This window comes from Weizmannia sp. FSL K6-3076, assembly GCF_038007245.1.
Taxonomy (GTDB): domain Bacteria; phylum Bacillota; class Bacilli; order Bacillales; family Bacillaceae_C; genus Weizmannia; species Weizmannia faecalis.
On sequence record NZ_JBBOWU010000001.1, the window covers coordinates 585,482 to 600,453 of the forward strand.

A 14,972-nucleotide genomic window follows, 5' to 3' on the forward strand; every position below is an offset into this window, starting at 1 on the left:
GTTCCGAAAACGGGAACCGGGGGCAAAAGATTACGCCAGTGTATATTCAGTAATGTTTTGCTCAATAAGACGTGCACCTTTCACGCTGGAGAGCGCCGTGCCGGATGAGCTGACCAGCACGCCCGAGCCGAGCATCTGAGCCATGGCGTTTTTCACTTTCACCGTATCGATGGGTTCTGCCGGCTCATCGACTGCAACCCTCACTGTTTTGTTATCCTGCGTTAAAAACTGAAGTTCCAAAGTTTTCATCTATCCATTCCCCCTTTTTTAATTTTTACTCACTGATGTCATTCAAGTCAGTGCGCGTCACACGGACAAGCGCTTTTTGCTGCAGTGAAGCGTATGCGTCTGCAAATTGCCGGATCGCATCGGGCGTTGCAGAGGCAGCCACATTGGCGAACGACTTCGCTTTGGTTACCGGTTTTCCATTTTCATTCACCCCGTTATCAAAGATTAATGAAATGCGGGAACTTGTTAAATGGACTTGTGCCATTCCCGCTCACCCCCTTTCACTCCTTATATAGCGGCTGAACAGAAAAAAGGGTACTTTTTTGTTGAAAAGAGAGAAACAGGGAGAGGAGGCGGGCAGTGCAACAGAGGCAGGACAATCGTTTTAGAAAATAATCCTCTTGGTTAAACAAAGCCGAACCATATGGCAGAACTTTTGTAAATGAAATGGAAACAGCAGCGCCAGGGATACAGCCGCGGCCGAAAAACGCCCCCATGCAGCGGGATATGAAAGATTTCCTGCTTAACAGACATGCCCTCAAATTGTGCAGTCCGGCCCTTAAAGATTGTCCCAAAGATTGCACCAATACGTCTTTTCGTACAGCCCCTGCTGTTGCAAAAGAATCCGCTCAGCAGGATAAGGTAGCCAAGCAAATGTGTTAAAAAACCCGCTCTTCTTTTTCCTGAACCGGGCAGCCAAAATTCGACTTGCTGTGCTAGAATGAAAGAAGCAACTTTTTAACATTGCCGGGTTGTCCGGACAGAGGTGCAGGAGGAATTTCATTGAGAATGTTCAGACGGGCATTATCCTTGCCTATTATACTATCGCTATTGTTTATACTGCCTGCCGGGGTATTCGGTGCAGGCGGAAGCGCGTCGGCCCAGGATTATTATAAACTTGTCAGCAACGAGTCTACCTCAAGCCTTTCGACAGAGCAGACTGGCACCTTCAAGATTGCGAACCTGGCAGCGCTCCGCCAAAAGTTAAAGAGCAACATTTACCGGATTGATTACCAAAAGCCATTTGATCTATTAAAATATTTAAGCCTTCGGAAGTATTCCGTTCGCATGGATACGAAAAGGGCTCGTCTTCCCCGGGTGGGAGATACGAAAAAATTCTGGGTGTCCAATCTTGCCAGCAATAAAGATTATCAAATAAGTGCTAAGCTTTTATACAGCGGTCCGCATGCGGATGTCTGGGTATACAACAACCAGCTGAACGACGCTCAGGCTGCCCAGCTTGGAAAAGAATTTGACAACCGTATTTATGCGCTCGATACAAAATATTTCGGCATGCCGTCCGATGTTGATGGAAATGGGAAAGTGAATATTCTTTGTTATGATATCCAGGACGGGTTTGATGGCTCAGGCGGATATGTAGCTGGCTATTTTTACCCGCTTGACCTTTTTGATGCCGACACTTCCAACAAGTCGGAAATCTTTTATATTGACACATACCCGCTGATGGGCACCGGAACATCGAAAAATGTAACCGAAGCGTATTCGACACTCGCCCATGAGTTTCAGCATATGATCTCTTTTAACCAGAAAGTGTTCGTCCAGCACCATTGGGATACGTTTGATACATGGATTGACGAAGGGATGTCCATGGCCGCAGAGCAAATTTATACCGGAAAGCCGCTTTCCGATCGGATTGATGATTATAACAACGATGCTTCAATCCCAAACGGCCACTCGCTTCTCTACTGGGATAGTAACGGGGATGTGCTTGCCAATTATTCCTTGTCCTATTTGTTCATGGAGTATTTGAAAATTCAATGCGGACAAGGCGATGCCATTTTCAAAAAAATCATGGACGATCCGAACACGAATGAAAAAGCCATCGAGGATGTGATCCGAAAATACATTGACCCGAACCTGACTTTCGGGCAGTTTATGACCGATTTCCGGGCCGCGCTCGTGTTAAAGCAGACAAACGGATTATACGGGTTTAAAGGGGATGCCGCGTTCAAGCCGCTCCGAATTAAAACTTACAACGGCAGTTCATTGAAGCTAAAAGGCGGCGGGGCGGTTGTGAAAAAGCTGTCTTCAGCAAGCCGCTTTTCCGTTCCGTCTGGAAAAGGACGGGATATGACATATACGCTCTTGTCGGGAAGTATCGGCGGCAAGGCGCAGCAACCGAAAACACCGAAAGTATGGACTGTCGGCGATAATAGCACATCCATTTCCGGCAGCTCCGACCCGGGGATCGAAGTAGCCATTATGAAGAACGGAAAAATACTTGCCCGCGGCACAGCGGACGGGAAAGGATATTTTAAAGTCCCGGTTTCAAAGCAAAAAGCCGGAACCGTCCTCTATGTTTATACAGAGGCCGGTTTAAAAAGCAGCAAAGTAAAAGTTATAGTAAAAGACAAAACGGCACCAGGCATGCCGACTGCCGGCAATGTCACAACGAAGTCCACGCATGTTGTGGGTAAAGCGGAAAAATCAGTAGTTGTCTATGTATACCGCGGCAGCAAACAGATCGGCAAAGCCACAGTAAATGCCAAAGGCGCATACAGTGTAAGAATCAGCAAACAGAAAAAAGGCACGAAGCTTTCCATTTTCGCGAAAGACAGAGCCGGAAACAAAAGCAAAACAAGAACGGTTACGGTAAGGTGAAAGAAAGTAAAAGTTTTGCTTGGCCGAAAAAATTGCGTAGTGATTAAAAAACTTGATGCTTGCCGATTGGATGATTTATTGATGAATGGTAAGTTTTTATAGGAATACGAAAAAACGGCAGCTCATCCGGCTGCCGTTTTTTCAATCAGTCACCGCCGTATCCGGTAAATTCGCGGTCAGGCGTGTGATGGAAAAGATGGTGTAAATATTTATGGAAGAACCATTCGCCGGCTGCAATGACGATGCTCGAAGCCAGCGCCGCCCATAACAGATTGTCCATGTCCGGGGCGAGTGATCTGCCCATCAGCCACACGACAAGGTACGCCAGAACAAAATCGGCGACGGTCGCCATGATATTTCTTTGCGTATTCTCTTCCCGTTCATTTTCCCGTTTGAAAATCATTAAATCTCCCAGGACATATGCGAGAATGGTCAGTACTACACTGGTGGCGATCATATCGCCAAACGGCATGTTGAAGATGGCGGATAAAATGATGCCCAACACAACTGCGACCATAATAAACTTTATCACTAACGCCTTTGCATGATCCATAACGGTCCCTCCTTTTAGTGTTTGTACTATATCATTACCCGCTTCTGCAGCCGTTAATCGGGAAATGAAGGCATTCTGCACAGAAAATCTTTCCAATTGTAACTTTTAATGCGGGTTCTTAAAATGCTGCAAATTGCCTTCTGCTTGCCGCACTTTCCTTTTTTGAAATGCCAGGCCGGGATTGGTAAGTACGATAAACAAAAAGGTATGTCTAAAAGCTTGATGCCATGCTTTATTGAAAAAAGCGGCAATCATGTTAATGGCGAGAAAGCAGAAACTTGATCCCGGATTCCTTTTTCCGTTACTTCATTTTTTCCAGTAATGATTTCCGTTGCGCTAAGGAAAGAGTTTAGGTTAAAGTGAAACCGTTTCCATATTAATATTGAATTAAGGCAAGCGGCTGATAAAGCGGAGCATTAAACAGTGTTTAAGGATTACAGCAAGTTACTCTTTGTGATCAACAGTAAGTAACAATGATGGATATTATGCGACAAAAAGGGTGAAGAAACGACAATTTTTAAACTAAGGGTGATGACATTGAACATAGAAGAAATCAGTTTTCAAATTATTTTAAATGGTGGAAACGCCCGAAGCTTAGCTGCGGAGTCCATAAATCATGCTAAAGCTGGTGAGTTTAAATTAGCTGAACAAAAAATTGAAGAAGCCAACGAAGCCATGACAATCGCTCATCGTTTTCAAACAGACCTAATAAAGGGGGAGGCCAGTGGGGAAAAATTTGAAATCAGTATATTGCTGATACACGCACAGGACCATTTAATGAATGCCATGACAGTAATTGACCTGGCAAAAGAAATCATTGAACTTTATAAAAAAACAAATGAACTTGAATGTCGAAAGTGCTAACAAATTTGCCAAGTTTGCTGTTTGAAAAATGGATGATTGGCGGCACAAGCGGGCCATTAAAAGCAACGGAAGTCATTAATTCATTGATAAGCAAGTTTAAATCACAATAAAAAACCAATTGGAGGCATTTATGATGAAAAAAGCATTAATTATTTGTGCAGCAGGTATGTCATCTTCTTTAATGGCGAAGAAGACAACGGAATTTTTTAAAACAAAAGGTAAGGAAATTGAAGTCTATGCTGTTTCAGCAAATGAAGGCAATAAGATGATTGAAAAGGGGGACTTTGATTTATATTTAGTCAGCCCACAAACAAAGATGTATTTTCAAAAACTTAAGGAAGCCGGAGAACGCGTAGGAAAGCCAGTTGTAAACATTCCGCCACAAGCCTATATTCCGATTCCAATGGGTGTTGAAAAATTAGGAAATTTAATCTTACAAGAACTGCCAAAAGATTGATTTGCTTATGAGAAAATGGGTCTTCGCTATTTACAATGCACTCACCCGGAAATGCCAAAATTTATGGATAGTCGGAAGGAAGGTGATCTTCAAGCAAGATACCCGTTAAGATGTCTTTTGGATTGGAGGTAATGGATTGCTTAAGCTTTAACGAGTAGCGGGGAGCCATATTTTTAATAAATGAGGGATTTTTATGAATGACGTAGAAAGAGCATTATTTGAAAAAAATCAAAAAAACCAGATGCTTAAATCGATGTACTATAACCGATATTTGCTTGTCAGATATGTTACCGCAATCTTTTTCTTTACGAATGTATATTGGTTAATTTCATTGGTTATGAGTCATTCGTTACTATACCTTCTTCCATTGGCGTTGATCATCGTTGTCATATTGAGCGTTGCGGAACAAGTAAAGATTTATAGCAGCCCGACAAATCATGCTAAATACACAAAGTTTTGTTTCATGACTTTGCTCATTGCAAATGTGATTTTGCTGTTGCCGAGTTGTTTTTCGTCATCTTTCGCTCATTTATATCCATTTTTAATCAATCAAAACAAGTCAAAAGTATTAATTTTAACTGTTTTGATTGCCGGGATATTTTTAAGCGCTTTTATCCTTTATCGGTTATACCAAATTACACATGATGAAGACAAGCATTTTCAACGCATCATGGAGTATGAAAAAGCGATTCGTTAATAATAGAAAAGAGGGGTCTTTATGTCAGAACAAAATAAGGCATTTACTTTTCTTGAAAAGTATCTGATGGGTCCTATGGGGAAAGTAGCATCTTTTCGATTTGTCCGGGCGGTAATGGCTGCCGGGATGGCTTCGATTCCATTTACAATCGTAGGGTCCATGTTCTTGGTGCTGAACGTATTGCCGCAGACCTTAACATTTTTGCAGGGCTTTTTCGATAATACGTTCTTTAGAATTAGTGACTTGTATATGCTGGCTAATAAAGCAACAATGGGAATTTTAGCATTATATTTCAACCTTGTTATTGGTTATGAGTATACAAAAATATACGCTGAAGAAGAAGGGATAAATGTAAACCCGCTAAATGGGGCTTTATTATCCATGTTTGCTTTCTTCATGACGATTCCGGAATTGGTTTCAGGTGGTGGAAAAATGTCACTTGTACAAAAAATGAATGACACCACCCATATTATTTTCGGTTGGGAAATGGGTGACAGTGGTGTCAGCCGTTTAGGTTCTTCGGGGATTTTTACGGCGATTATTGTTGCTGTCATTGCTGTCCAGCTGTACCGGCTCTGTGTAAAACAAAACTGGGTGATTAAAATGCCGGAAGCTGTTCCGGAAGGGGTATCCAGATCGTTCACAGCTTTAATTCCTGCTTTTTTAGTCGCTTTTGTGATCTTAATCATCAATGGTATTTTTGTAGCTTTAGGCACAGATATATTTAAAGTTGTCGCTGTTCCATTCAGCTTTGTTACGCATATCGCAAGCAGCTGGCTGGGATTGATGGTGATTTACTTCTTAATCCATGCACTCTGGATTGTAGGCATTCACGGGGCGAATATTATTGGAGCCTTCCTGACGCCTATTACTTTGGCAAATATGGAAGCCAATATTCATGGGGCAAATATTCCATTCGCCGGCGAGTTCCAAAATTCATTTGTCATTATGGGCGGTTCCGGATCGACTTTAGGATTATGTATCTTTATTGCATTTTTAGCCCGGTCACAGCAATTGAGAATACTGGGAAAAGCATCCCTTGCTCCTGGCATCTTTAATATTAATGAACCAATATTGTTTGGACTACCGATTGTTTATAATCCATACCTGGCTATCCCGTTCTTCTTAGCACCTATGGCTACAGCTACAATTGGTTATTTTGCGATCAAACTGCACATTGTTGCGCCACTTATCGCCCAAGTGCCGTGGCCAACGCCAATCGGTATCGGGGCTTTCATTGGAACAGGCGGGAGTATTATGGCGCCAGTTGTCTCACTCATTTGTGGTGTGGTCGCGTTTATCATATATCTTCCGTTCATCAGAATATATGATAAGAAGTTAGTTGAACAAGAAAAAGGTGGAGAATCTGTACTCTGATCCTAATCTTGGAATAGAAGAATAAGATGTAGAAATATCCTATGAAAACGATGTTGCACTGCGGGTGAATGAAAGAAGGCGGTTCTTCATAGGAAAATCGCCTTCTTATTTAACTTTTCTAGTTCAGGAAACCAAATAAGATAAATGATGGAGGGTTTACAATGTCAAAAGGCGTTTTACCAGAAAACTTTTTATGGGGCGGAGCAGTAGCAGCCCACCAGCTTGAAGGCGGCTGGAATAAAGGCGGAAAAGGTGTAAGTGTTGCTGATGTGATGACTGCAGGAAGGCACGGTGTTCCACGGCAAATTACGGATGGTGTATTGGAAGGTTACTATTATCCCAACCATGAAGCAATCGGCTTCTATTCCCGTTATAAAGAAGATATTAAACTGTTCGCAGAAATGGGGTTTAAATGTTTCCGTACTTCTATTGCCTGGACAAGAATTTTTCCAAACGGGGACGATGATGAGCCAAATGAAGAAGGATTGCAATTTTACGATGATTTGTTTGATGAATTATTAAAATATCATATTGAACCTGTTATTACCCTATCTCATTTTGAATTGCCTTACCATCTGGTGAAAAAATATGGCGGTTTTAGAAACCGGAAGTGTATTGATTTCTTTGTGAAATTTTCTGAGACAGTCATGAGACGTTATAAAGATAAAGTAAAATATTGGATGACCTTTAACGAAATCAATAATCAAGCAGATACGAGCATGGATTTCGCAAGCTTCACAAACTCAGGAATTAAATACGAAGAAGGTGAAAACCGGAAACAAACCATGTACCAGGCAGCGCTTTATGAATTAATTGCCAGCGCAAAAGCCGTTACATTAGGCCACAAAATCAATCCTGATTTTAAGATTGGTTGCATGCTTTCTTTCGTCCCTGTATATCCATATTCCTGCCATCCGGATGATGTGATGCTTGCAACTGAAGCAATGCGTAATCGCTGGTTCTTTGGTGATGTACATGTTCGCGGGGCGATTCCTCATTATACGAAAAAATACTGGGAAAGAAACGGATTTGAAATTGAATATACAAAGGAAGATGAACAAATTCTTAAAGAAGGAACAGTAGATTACATTGGATTCAGCTATTATATGTCTAAAGTAGTCAGCGCCCGTGAAGTAGAAGATAGCCAGCCTGATGGAGAGTTTGGCCGCGTCGTCCGCAATCCATATGTACAAGCCAGTGATTGGGGTTGGCAAATTGATCCGGTAGGCCTTCGTTATTCATTAAATGCTTTATATGAAAGGTACAATATTCCTTTATTTATTGTAGAAAACGGGCTTGGTGCGCGGGATGCCGTTGAAGAGGATGGCACGATTAACGATGATTACCGTATCCAATATTTTCGCGACCATATTCAGGAAATGAAAAAAGCGGTTGAACTGGACGGCGTTGATTTAATGGGGTACACACCGTGGGGATGTATAGATTTAGTGAGTGCTGGAACAGGAGAAATGGAAAAACGTTACGGTTTTATTTATGTGGACAAAGATAATGAAGGAAACGGAACTTTGGAAAGAAAAAAGAAAAAGTCATTTGAATGGTATAAGCATGTCATAAAAACAAATGGAGAAGAGCTATAACTTTTTAGGATGGCCGTTTTTCTAACAATTAAAATAAAACCTATATTCAATTTTGAGGTGAAAAATGGAGTTTCAATAAAACTCCATTTTTTCATATACGGAAAAAAAGAATCCCCTGCGGAAAAGCAATGGGGGTAGAAGAGAAGCTACGATATGGCAGGCTGCACAAGTGTAAAAGCATTGTTTTTTTAGCGTGTACATCACAGCCCGAAAAAATGGTTTCCCTTTGCCAAAAATCTTAGTAATCAATGATAAAAAGGAGTTGTTGGCATTGGCTATTCTCTCAAAACGGCAGAAAGATATATTAATCCTGTTATCCAAGTCAAAAGAACCTGTTACTGCAAGCTGGATGGCAAAAGAATTAGGCGTCAGTGACCGAACGATTCGAAATGAAATCAAGTTCATGCAAAATAATACGGCATCACACGGGTTTCAAATTGAATCGACCAGAGGATTGGGATATAGCGTAAAAGTATTAGATGACGGGCTTTTTTCAAAAATTCTCAATGAGATTTCTACGGAGGAACATCATTTAGCGGGTGACTTCACTGATAAAGATACGAGAGTTCTCTATATTTTGCGCCGGCTATTGTTAGAAACAGATTTTATTAAAATCGAAAGTTTTATAGATGAGATGTTCATCTCTTTGTCGACATTACAAAATGACTTAAAGATGGTAAAGGAAATTCTTGATAAATATCATTTAAAGCTAATCAACCGTCCGCACTATGGCTCAAAGGTTGAAGGCGATGAATATATGAAACGTCTATGTTTGTCTAATTTATTGTTGGAGCGGAACCAGGAAGCATTTCTAAAAGAAGATTGTTTACAACTCATTGATCCGGAACTATTTAAAAAGATTAAAGAAATAATCATCCAAAAGGTTAATAAATATAAAATTGAAATCTCTGATATATCTTTGGAAAATTTAGCAACGCATATTGCCATCGCCTGCAGAAGAATCCAGGAAGGCTTTGTTATTGAAGAGCTGGCTGATGTTCTGGTCGATGATCATCCATTTGAAAAAATTGTAGCGAATGAAATTATAAAAGAAGTGGAAGATTTTACTTCGTTAACTTTTCCTGGGACAGAAATCGATTATGTTATTGTTCATTTATTGGGAACCAAACTTTTACACAAGAAGGAACTGGCCGAGTTTAGTAAATTTGATGAAGCCGGAACGATTATAAATTGTATGTTAGATCGTTTAAAGTCTGAATTGAATTGGGACTTTCGCCAAGACCGCGAGTTTATCCAGGCGTTAACGCTGCATATCCGTCCTGCAATGAACCGATTGCGGTATAAAATGAATATCCGGAATCCGTTATTAAACGATATAAAGAAAAAATACCCGGCCGCGTTTGAAGGCGCCATTATTGCCAGCAAATGTATAGAAAAGTATTTGCAAATGGAAGTGGTTGAAGATGAAATTGCCTATATTGCGCTGCATATTGGTGTTGCGCTAGAACGGATGAAATTAAACAAGAAAAAAATAAAAAAAGTACTCATCGTTTGCGCATCGGGCGTAGGGAGCGCAAAATTGCTCTCCTACCGATTGCAAAATTTGTATGGGCAAGAAATTGAAATTGCCGATACCATTAATTACTACAATTTGTCATCCTATGATTTATCTTTTATTGATCTGATCATTAGTACGATTCCTATAAAGGAAAATTTGGGCGTCCCGGTCCAAGTTGTGAATACTTTTTTGGAAGATAAGGACATTCATGCGATAAAATGTTTTTTATCCAAGACACAAAATGTAGCAGAAAAGTATTTACATCCTTCAAGAATTTTTCTCCAGCTGGAATTGCGGGATAAGGAAAGCGTGATTCGATTTTTATGTGATGAACTATATAAGCAAAAGCTTGTACCAAGGGATTATGTAAACCTTGTTTTAGAAAGGGAGTCGATTACGCCAACCTGTTTTGGGAATCTCGTAGCCATTCCCCATCCAATGGTGCCCGTAACGAAGGAGACGTTTTGGACAGTATGCACGTTAAAAAGCCCTATTCACTGGCATGACCAGCAAATGGTCCAATTTGTTTGCCTGTTAAATATTAAAGAAGGCACGCAAACGGATTTAGATGGTATGTATGAAAAACTCATTTCCATTATTGAAAACAGGTACGTTGTGCAAAAAATCATCAAAAGCAAAACGGCTGATGAGTTAATGGCATGTATAAAATAATGAGCTCAGTGCCGCCGCCATTTACAAAGGAATATTTTCCAATCCATTGCCTCAAAGGATACTTTACCCGCCATCCATGTCATCAAGCACAAAACTTGTCCGGTTTTGTGCTTGGTATTTCTGGAGATAACTTTACATAAAAGCGAAAAAAGTTTGTGAACATTTTTTACAACTTCCTTGCCCTGTGCGGTTTCCTAAAGGATAATATTTGTAACCTGCAGTAGAAGGAGTAAAGACACGTGAAAACTTAAAAATGAGGAGTGAGCAAATGAAAACGGTCCAACTGAACAGCCGGATAGCTTTCGGCCAACGTCTACCGCTTGTATTGATTGCCGGCCCGTGCGTAATTGAAAGTGAAACGATGGCCATGGAAACAGCCGCAACCCTTCAAACCATTGCCGAAAAACTCGGCATTCCTTTCGTTTTTAAAGCTTCTTTCGATAAAGCCAACCGATCATCCATTTTTTCCAAACGGGGCCCGGGACTGGAAAAAGGGCTCGAAATACTTGACCGGATTAAAAATGTATTTGGCGCACCGGTCACGTCTGATATTCATGAGCCGCACCAGGCAAAAGCAGCCGGGGAAGTGCTCGACATACTGCAAATCCCCGCTTTCCTTTGCCGCCAGACCGATTTGCTGCTTGCCGCCGCCGCGACGGGCAAAATCGTGAATGTCAAAAAAGGGCAGTTTTTGGCGCCTTGGGATATGAAAAACGTCATTCAAAAATTGGAAGAATCCGGCACCGAAAAAATTCTCCTTACAGAACGTGGTTCGACATTCGGCTACAATAACCTGGTGGTGGACATGCGTGCACTTCCGGAAATGCGCAGATTAGGGTATCCGGTCGTGTTTGACGCTACCCATAGTGTCCAAATTCCGGGCGGAAACGGCACTTCAACAGGCGGAAAGCGTGCGTTTGTCCCGTATCTGGCAAGGGCAGCGGCGGCTTGCGGGATCGATGCGTTGTTTCTGGAAACCCATCCTGATCCGGACCAGGCCTGGTCGGATGGCCCAAATATGGTGAAACTGGATGATATTGAAGAAATGTTAAAGCCAATAATTGAAATTGATCGCATGATAAAAGAACAAACGGCAGCAAACATCCATTAACGGAGGTGAATAGGATGTTAAAAGATTTCAAACGAAGCATCAATTATGTCGAAAGCGTCCGTGAAGTACTGGAAAAAGAAGCCAATGAGATCTTAAAGCTGAAAGACCGGATCAATTTTCGTATAAATGAAGGCATTGAAATGATATTGGCGTGCGAAGGCAGAGTCATTTTTACAGGAATGGGGAAATCGGGCATCATTGGCCGGAAACTTGCTTCCACATTTGCAAGCACCGGTACCCCGGCATTTTTCCTTCACCCGGGAGAAGCACTGCACGGCGATCTTGGAAAAATAACAAAAGAAGACATCCTCATTGCCATTTCCAACAGCGGGGAAACTTCGGAAATATTAAATATGATCCCCTCCATCAAAAGGATCGGCGCAAAAATGATTGCTATTTCCGGTTCACGCAAGTCGACACTGGCGCGGCGTTCGAATCTGGTGATGGATATCGGTGAAGTTGAGGAAGCGTGCCCGCTCGGCCTTGCGCCGACTTCTACAACCACCGTCACGCTTGCGCTCGGGGATGCAATTGCGGTTGCCCTTTTGAAGGCAAGGGATTTTAAACCTGAAAATTTTGCGCTCTTCCATCCCGGCGGCTCGCTTGGCCGGCGTTTGCTTCTCACGGTTGGCCATGTGGCTAAACGGAAAAGGATGAACCCGGTTGCCGGAATGGACACCGGCATAAAGGAAGCATTATTTATGATGACGGAAGCGGGGGCGGGGGCTGTTTCAGTTATTGACGATCGGGGACGGCTGGCCGGCATTTTAACGGACGGCGATATCCGGCGTGAGCTTTTAAACGGCCATGAAGTACTGGATAAAAAAGTAGCAGATTTGTATACAAAATATCCGGTTTGCGTCAGTGAGCATCAGCTGGCAGCGGAAGCATTGCGGATAATGGAAGACCACGCTTTCAAGGTGCTTCCGGTTGTTACCGGCCAGAAACCGGTTGCCATGCTCCATATTCAGGATTTGGTCCAGACTATATAAGCAAAATAACAAGAATAAGCAAAATAACAAGAAAAAATTTTTTGACTGGATAGAGCGGATTCATAAAGAATCCCGCTTTTTTTGGTGGTTGCCGCCAATATGTGCAGCAGCAGTTTGTTTTTTCGGTGACACCACGCAAAAATTTCGGTGACAATGGCGCTGCGGCCTATTAAAATAGGTGATAAGATCTTGTGAATTAACGGGGGAGGGATTGTTTTGTTAAGGGTAAACAATGTGTCAGTAGAGATAGAGAAGTCAAAAATTTTGGAAGATATAAGTTTTTCTGCTGAACCAGGGGAGATTATTGGCCTGGTTGCTCCAAATGGATCCGGCAAGACGACGCTTTTAAATGCGATATCCAACCTGATTCCTGCTTCAAAAGGCGAAATTAGTATTTACGGCATGAATTATAAAATGCATCGGGAAAAAATCCTTAAAAAAATATTTTTTTTGCAAGACCATACAGTATTGTATCCAAATTTAACAGGGAGAGAGCATTTAAAACTTGTACAAAGATTATGGGAGAGCAAACAAGAATGTGGCGCTGTTATTGAAAAATTAAGCATGGGTTCCTATATCGACAAAAGGGTTTCAAAATATTCGCTTGGCATGCAGCAAAGGCTGCTATTTGGGATGTGCTTGATCAGTTCTTGTGATTTGCTATTGATGGACGAGCCGATGAATGGGCTGGACCCATCCAATATTAAACTGATAAGCAAATCCATTAAGCAACTTAGAGATGAAAATAAAATTGTATTTTTTTCTTCCCATATTCTGAACAATGTTGATGAATTATGTGATCGTGTCATCTTTTTAAAGCAAGGAAGAATGGTTTACGAAAGCAGAAAAAATAATCCGGACTTTAATAAATACATCATCATTAAGTTAGAGAATGGGAATGATGCGGATAAAGTTCTTTCCCTATTTAAAGATGAAGAAATTAAAAATGCCACAGCCAATGAAGTATGGGCGGAGATAGATTCGAGTAAAAGCTCCTTTGTGGTAAATCAGGCATTCGAACAAGACATGAAATTTAAATCATTTTTCATAGGGCAAAAAGGCAGCCAACTAATTTATGAGGAAATATACGAAGGTGAAGATAAATGGGGCTAATCAAATTAGAGACATTGCGATTCATTAGAAATAAAAAAAATTTGACTGTTTTTATTGCTGCTATTTTGATTGTTTTCATTTTGTTTGCAATTACTTTCGTGGGAGCAAAGAGAATGGACCCGCTCAATGAATATCAGGATAACAAATCCTCACTGGAAAATGCCATTTCACACATGGAATCAAATCCAAATAAGAGTGAAGCAAAGAAGAAAGCACTTGCGGGTTTGCAGGAGGAGTTACGCCTTCGTACAGAACAAATACAAGCTCATGAAGCAGGGGATTGGAAGCAAGAACTGAAATTGCAGATCGCTTTAGATAAAAAATTAATTGCTGGGATTAATGCCGGAACAATTGTTTTTGGTAATAAAAAAATTGTTCCGCAGACAGAAAAAGCAATACAGCTCAATACCATTCTGCTTAAACAAAATATTCATCCGGTAATAGAGTCGTTCGAAACCCCGGGTATTAACTTTACATATCGTATTCTTTTTTACGTATTCCCGTTCTTAATGCCTCTTCTCATTGCAGTTTTAATTGGTGATATTTCAACAAGAGACAAACAAGGCGGTATTAATCATTTTGTAAATGTTTTGCCAGTGAAGCTCAAGAAAATATTGGATGCGAGAATCTTCACTTCATTTGTTTACAGCCTTGCCATCACGATTGTTATCCTGGTTGTTGCGCTCATTATTGGTAGCATCATAAGCCATTTGGGGAGTTGGAAGTACCCTGTGGCGATCAATTTAAACGGGACAGAAGTATTGTGGATTTCAATTGCCCGGTTTTTGGGCAGATCGCTTTTACTAATCCTATGTCTTCTATTATTTATTTCTGTTTTCACGCAGTTTTTAAATACCTTTATTCGAAATCAATTGCTTCTGATGCTCGTTTTGGTGGCTTGTTTTTGTTTTGAGGAAATGATGAGCGGATTTAAGACAAAGTTGTATGCTGTTATGCATATCATCCCTTTTACATTTGTGGATGTGCCGAATATAGTGAATGGAGAAAGTGCAGCAAAATTCAGGAATGAGTATATCAATACTACAGACGGAGTCATTACGCTTCTCCTTTCATCTTTGCTGTTTTATTTTCTCACCATATGGATTATCCATAAGAAAAACAAAATTTAAAAAAAGCTTGACGAATCCGAAAAAAAGGGATAAATTGAA

The 14,972-nt window shown here is 41.1% G+C and carries 15 protein-coding genes; 12 read left to right on the top strand and 3 right to left on the bottom strand.

Annotation, left to right across the window (positions count from 1 at the left end):
* Window positions 1-30 precede the first annotated feature (30 nt).
* Both NSS95_RS02660 and NSS95_RS02665 read right to left on the bottom strand, forming a co-directional pair.
* Window positions 31-249, bottom strand: coding sequence for a DUF2922 domain-containing protein (locus tag NSS95_RS02660; RefSeq protein ID WP_017551950.1), 219 nt, complete (start codon window positions 247-249; stop codon window positions 31-33).
* A gap of 25 nt (window positions 250-274) precedes the next feature.
* Window positions 275-493 carry a DUF1659 domain-containing protein gene (locus NSS95_RS02665; RefSeq protein WP_017551951.1) on the bottom strand — a complete coding sequence of 73 codons (219 nt, stop codon included), beginning with the start codon at window positions 491-493 and terminating at the stop codon, window positions 275-277.
* 518 nt (window positions 494-1,011) lie between these two features.
* Here NSS95_RS02665 and NSS95_RS02670 point away from each other — a divergent pair.
* Window positions 1,012-2,850 carry an Ig-like domain-containing protein gene (locus NSS95_RS02670; protein ID WP_168985900.1) on the top strand — a complete coding sequence of 613 codons (1,839 nt, stop codon included), beginning with the start codon at window positions 1,012-1,014 and terminating at the stop codon, window positions 2,848-2,850.
* 145 nt (window positions 2,851-2,995) lie between these two features.
* On the opposite strand, the gene NSS95_RS02675 is transcribed toward NSS95_RS02670, so the two are convergent.
* Complete coding sequence (locus NSS95_RS02675) at window positions 2,996-3,403, bottom strand: YndM family protein (protein WP_017551954.1); 408 nt, start codon at window positions 3,401-3,403, stop codon at window positions 2,996-2,998.
* 123 nt (window positions 3,404-3,526) lie between these two features.
* Between NSS95_RS02675 and NSS95_RS02680 the strand changes: the two genes are divergently transcribed.
* The 11 genes from NSS95_RS02680 to NSS95_RS02730 all read left to right on the top strand — a co-directional run bounded on the left by NSS95_RS02680 (window position 3,527) and on the right by NSS95_RS02730 (window position 14,933).
* Window positions 3,527-3,685: a hypothetical protein gene (locus NSS95_RS02680; RefSeq protein ID WP_155641199.1), complete on the top strand. Its 159-nt coding sequence runs from the start codon at window positions 3,527-3,529 to the stop codon at window positions 3,683-3,685.
* A gap of 249 nt (window positions 3,686-3,934) precedes the next feature.
* Window positions 3,935-4,267, top strand: a complete 333-nt coding sequence (locus NSS95_RS02685) for a PTS lactose/cellobiose transporter subunit IIA (RefSeq protein ID WP_035317082.1) — start codon at window positions 3,935-3,937, stop codon at window positions 4,265-4,267.
* Window positions 4,268-4,400: 133 nt separating this feature from the next.
* Entirely contained in the window at window positions 4,401-4,724 is a 324-nt protein-coding gene (locus NSS95_RS02690; RefSeq protein ID WP_340713773.1) for a PTS cellobiose transporter subunit IIB, read from the top strand.
* Between the two features lie 193 nt (window positions 4,725-4,917).
* Window positions 4,918-5,421, top strand: coding sequence for a hypothetical protein (locus NSS95_RS02695; protein WP_017552256.1), 504 nt, complete (start codon window positions 4,918-4,920; stop codon window positions 5,419-5,421).
* A 21-nt stretch (window positions 5,422-5,442) separates the two neighbouring features.
* Complete coding sequence (celB, locus tag NSS95_RS02700; RefSeq protein ID WP_061565671.1) at window positions 5,443-6,798, top strand: PTS cellobiose transporter subunit IIC; 1,356 nt, start codon at window positions 5,443-5,445, stop codon at window positions 6,796-6,798.
* 161 nt (window positions 6,799-6,959) lie between these two features.
* A complete protein-coding gene (locus tag NSS95_RS02705) occupies window positions 6,960-8,396 on the top strand; it encodes a 6-phospho-beta-glucosidase (protein WP_061565670.1) in 1,437 nt (478 codons plus the stop codon).
* A gap of 271 nt (window positions 8,397-8,667) precedes the next feature.
* The gene (locus NSS95_RS02710; protein WP_340713774.1) at window positions 8,668-10,587 is read left to right on the top strand and encodes a BglG family transcription antiterminator; all 1,920 of its coding nucleotides are present in this window, start codon (window positions 8,668-8,670) and stop codon (window positions 10,585-10,587) included.
* Between the two features lie 268 nt (window positions 10,588-10,855).
* The gene (gene kdsA / locus NSS95_RS02715; RefSeq protein ID WP_061565668.1) at window positions 10,856-11,698 is read left to right on the top strand and encodes a 3-deoxy-8-phosphooctulonate synthase; all 843 of its coding nucleotides are present in this window, start codon (window positions 10,856-10,858) and stop codon (window positions 11,696-11,698) included.
* A 14-nt stretch (window positions 11,699-11,712) separates the two neighbouring features.
* On the top strand, window positions 11,713-12,690 hold the full coding sequence (locus tag NSS95_RS02720) for a KpsF/GutQ family sugar-phosphate isomerase (RefSeq protein WP_017552251.1): 978 nt from the start codon (window positions 11,713-11,715) through the stop codon (window positions 12,688-12,690).
* Window positions 12,691-12,906: 216 nt separating this feature from the next.
* Entirely contained in the window at window positions 12,907-13,803 is an 897-nt protein-coding gene (locus NSS95_RS02725) for an ABC transporter ATP-binding protein (RefSeq protein WP_017552250.1), read from the top strand.
* Complete coding sequence (locus NSS95_RS02730) at window positions 13,794-14,933, top strand: ABC transporter permease (protein WP_017552249.1); 1,140 nt, start codon at window positions 13,794-13,796, stop codon at window positions 14,931-14,933. The genes NSS95_RS02725 and NSS95_RS02730 overlap by 10 nt, the downstream gene beginning before the upstream one ends.
* Window positions 14,934-14,972: the final 39 nt, after the last annotated feature.

Bases quoted from the DNA above. Each gene is read 5' to 3' on its own strand.
- NSS95_RS02660 (WP_017551950.1), bottom strand. From the start codon at position 249: ATGAAAACTTTGGAACTTCAGTTTTTAACGCAGGATAACAAAACAGTG.
- kdsA (WP_061565668.1), top strand. From the start codon at position 10,856: ATGAAAACGGTCCAACTGAACAGCCGGATAGCTTTCGGCCAACGTCTA.
- NSS95_RS02690 (WP_340713773.1), top strand. From the start codon at position 4,401: ATGAAAAAAGCATTAATTATTTGTGCAGCAGGTATGTCATCTTCTTTA.
- celB (WP_061565671.1), top strand. From the start codon at position 5,443: ATGTCAGAACAAAATAAGGCATTTACTTTTCTTGAAAAGTATCTGATG.
- NSS95_RS02720 (WP_017552251.1), top strand. From the start codon at position 11,713: ATGTTAAAAGATTTCAAACGAAGCATCAATTATGTCGAAAGCGTCCGT.
- NSS95_RS02675 (WP_017551954.1), bottom strand. From the start codon at position 3,403: ATGGATCATGCAAAGGCGTTAGTGATAAAGTTTATTATGGTCGCAGTT.
- NSS95_RS02705 (WP_061565670.1), top strand. From the start codon at position 6,960: ATGTCAAAAGGCGTTTTACCAGAAAACTTTTTATGGGGCGGAGCAGTA.
- NSS95_RS02685 (WP_035317082.1), top strand. From the start codon at position 3,935: ATGACATTGAACATAGAAGAAATCAGTTTTCAAATTATTTTAAATGGT.
- NSS95_RS02730 (WP_017552249.1), top strand. From the start codon at position 13,794: ATGGGGCTAATCAAATTAGAGACATTGCGATTCATTAGAAATAAAAAA.
- NSS95_RS02665 (WP_017551951.1), bottom strand. From the start codon at position 493: ATGGCACAAGTCCATTTAACAAGTTCCCGCATTTCATTAATCTTTGAT.
- NSS95_RS02695 (WP_017552256.1), top strand. From the start codon at position 4,918: ATGAATGACGTAGAAAGAGCATTATTTGAAAAAAATCAAAAAAACCAG.
- NSS95_RS02680 (WP_155641199.1), top strand. From the start codon at position 3,527: ATGCTGCAAATTGCCTTCTGCTTGCCGCACTTTCCTTTTTTGAAATGC.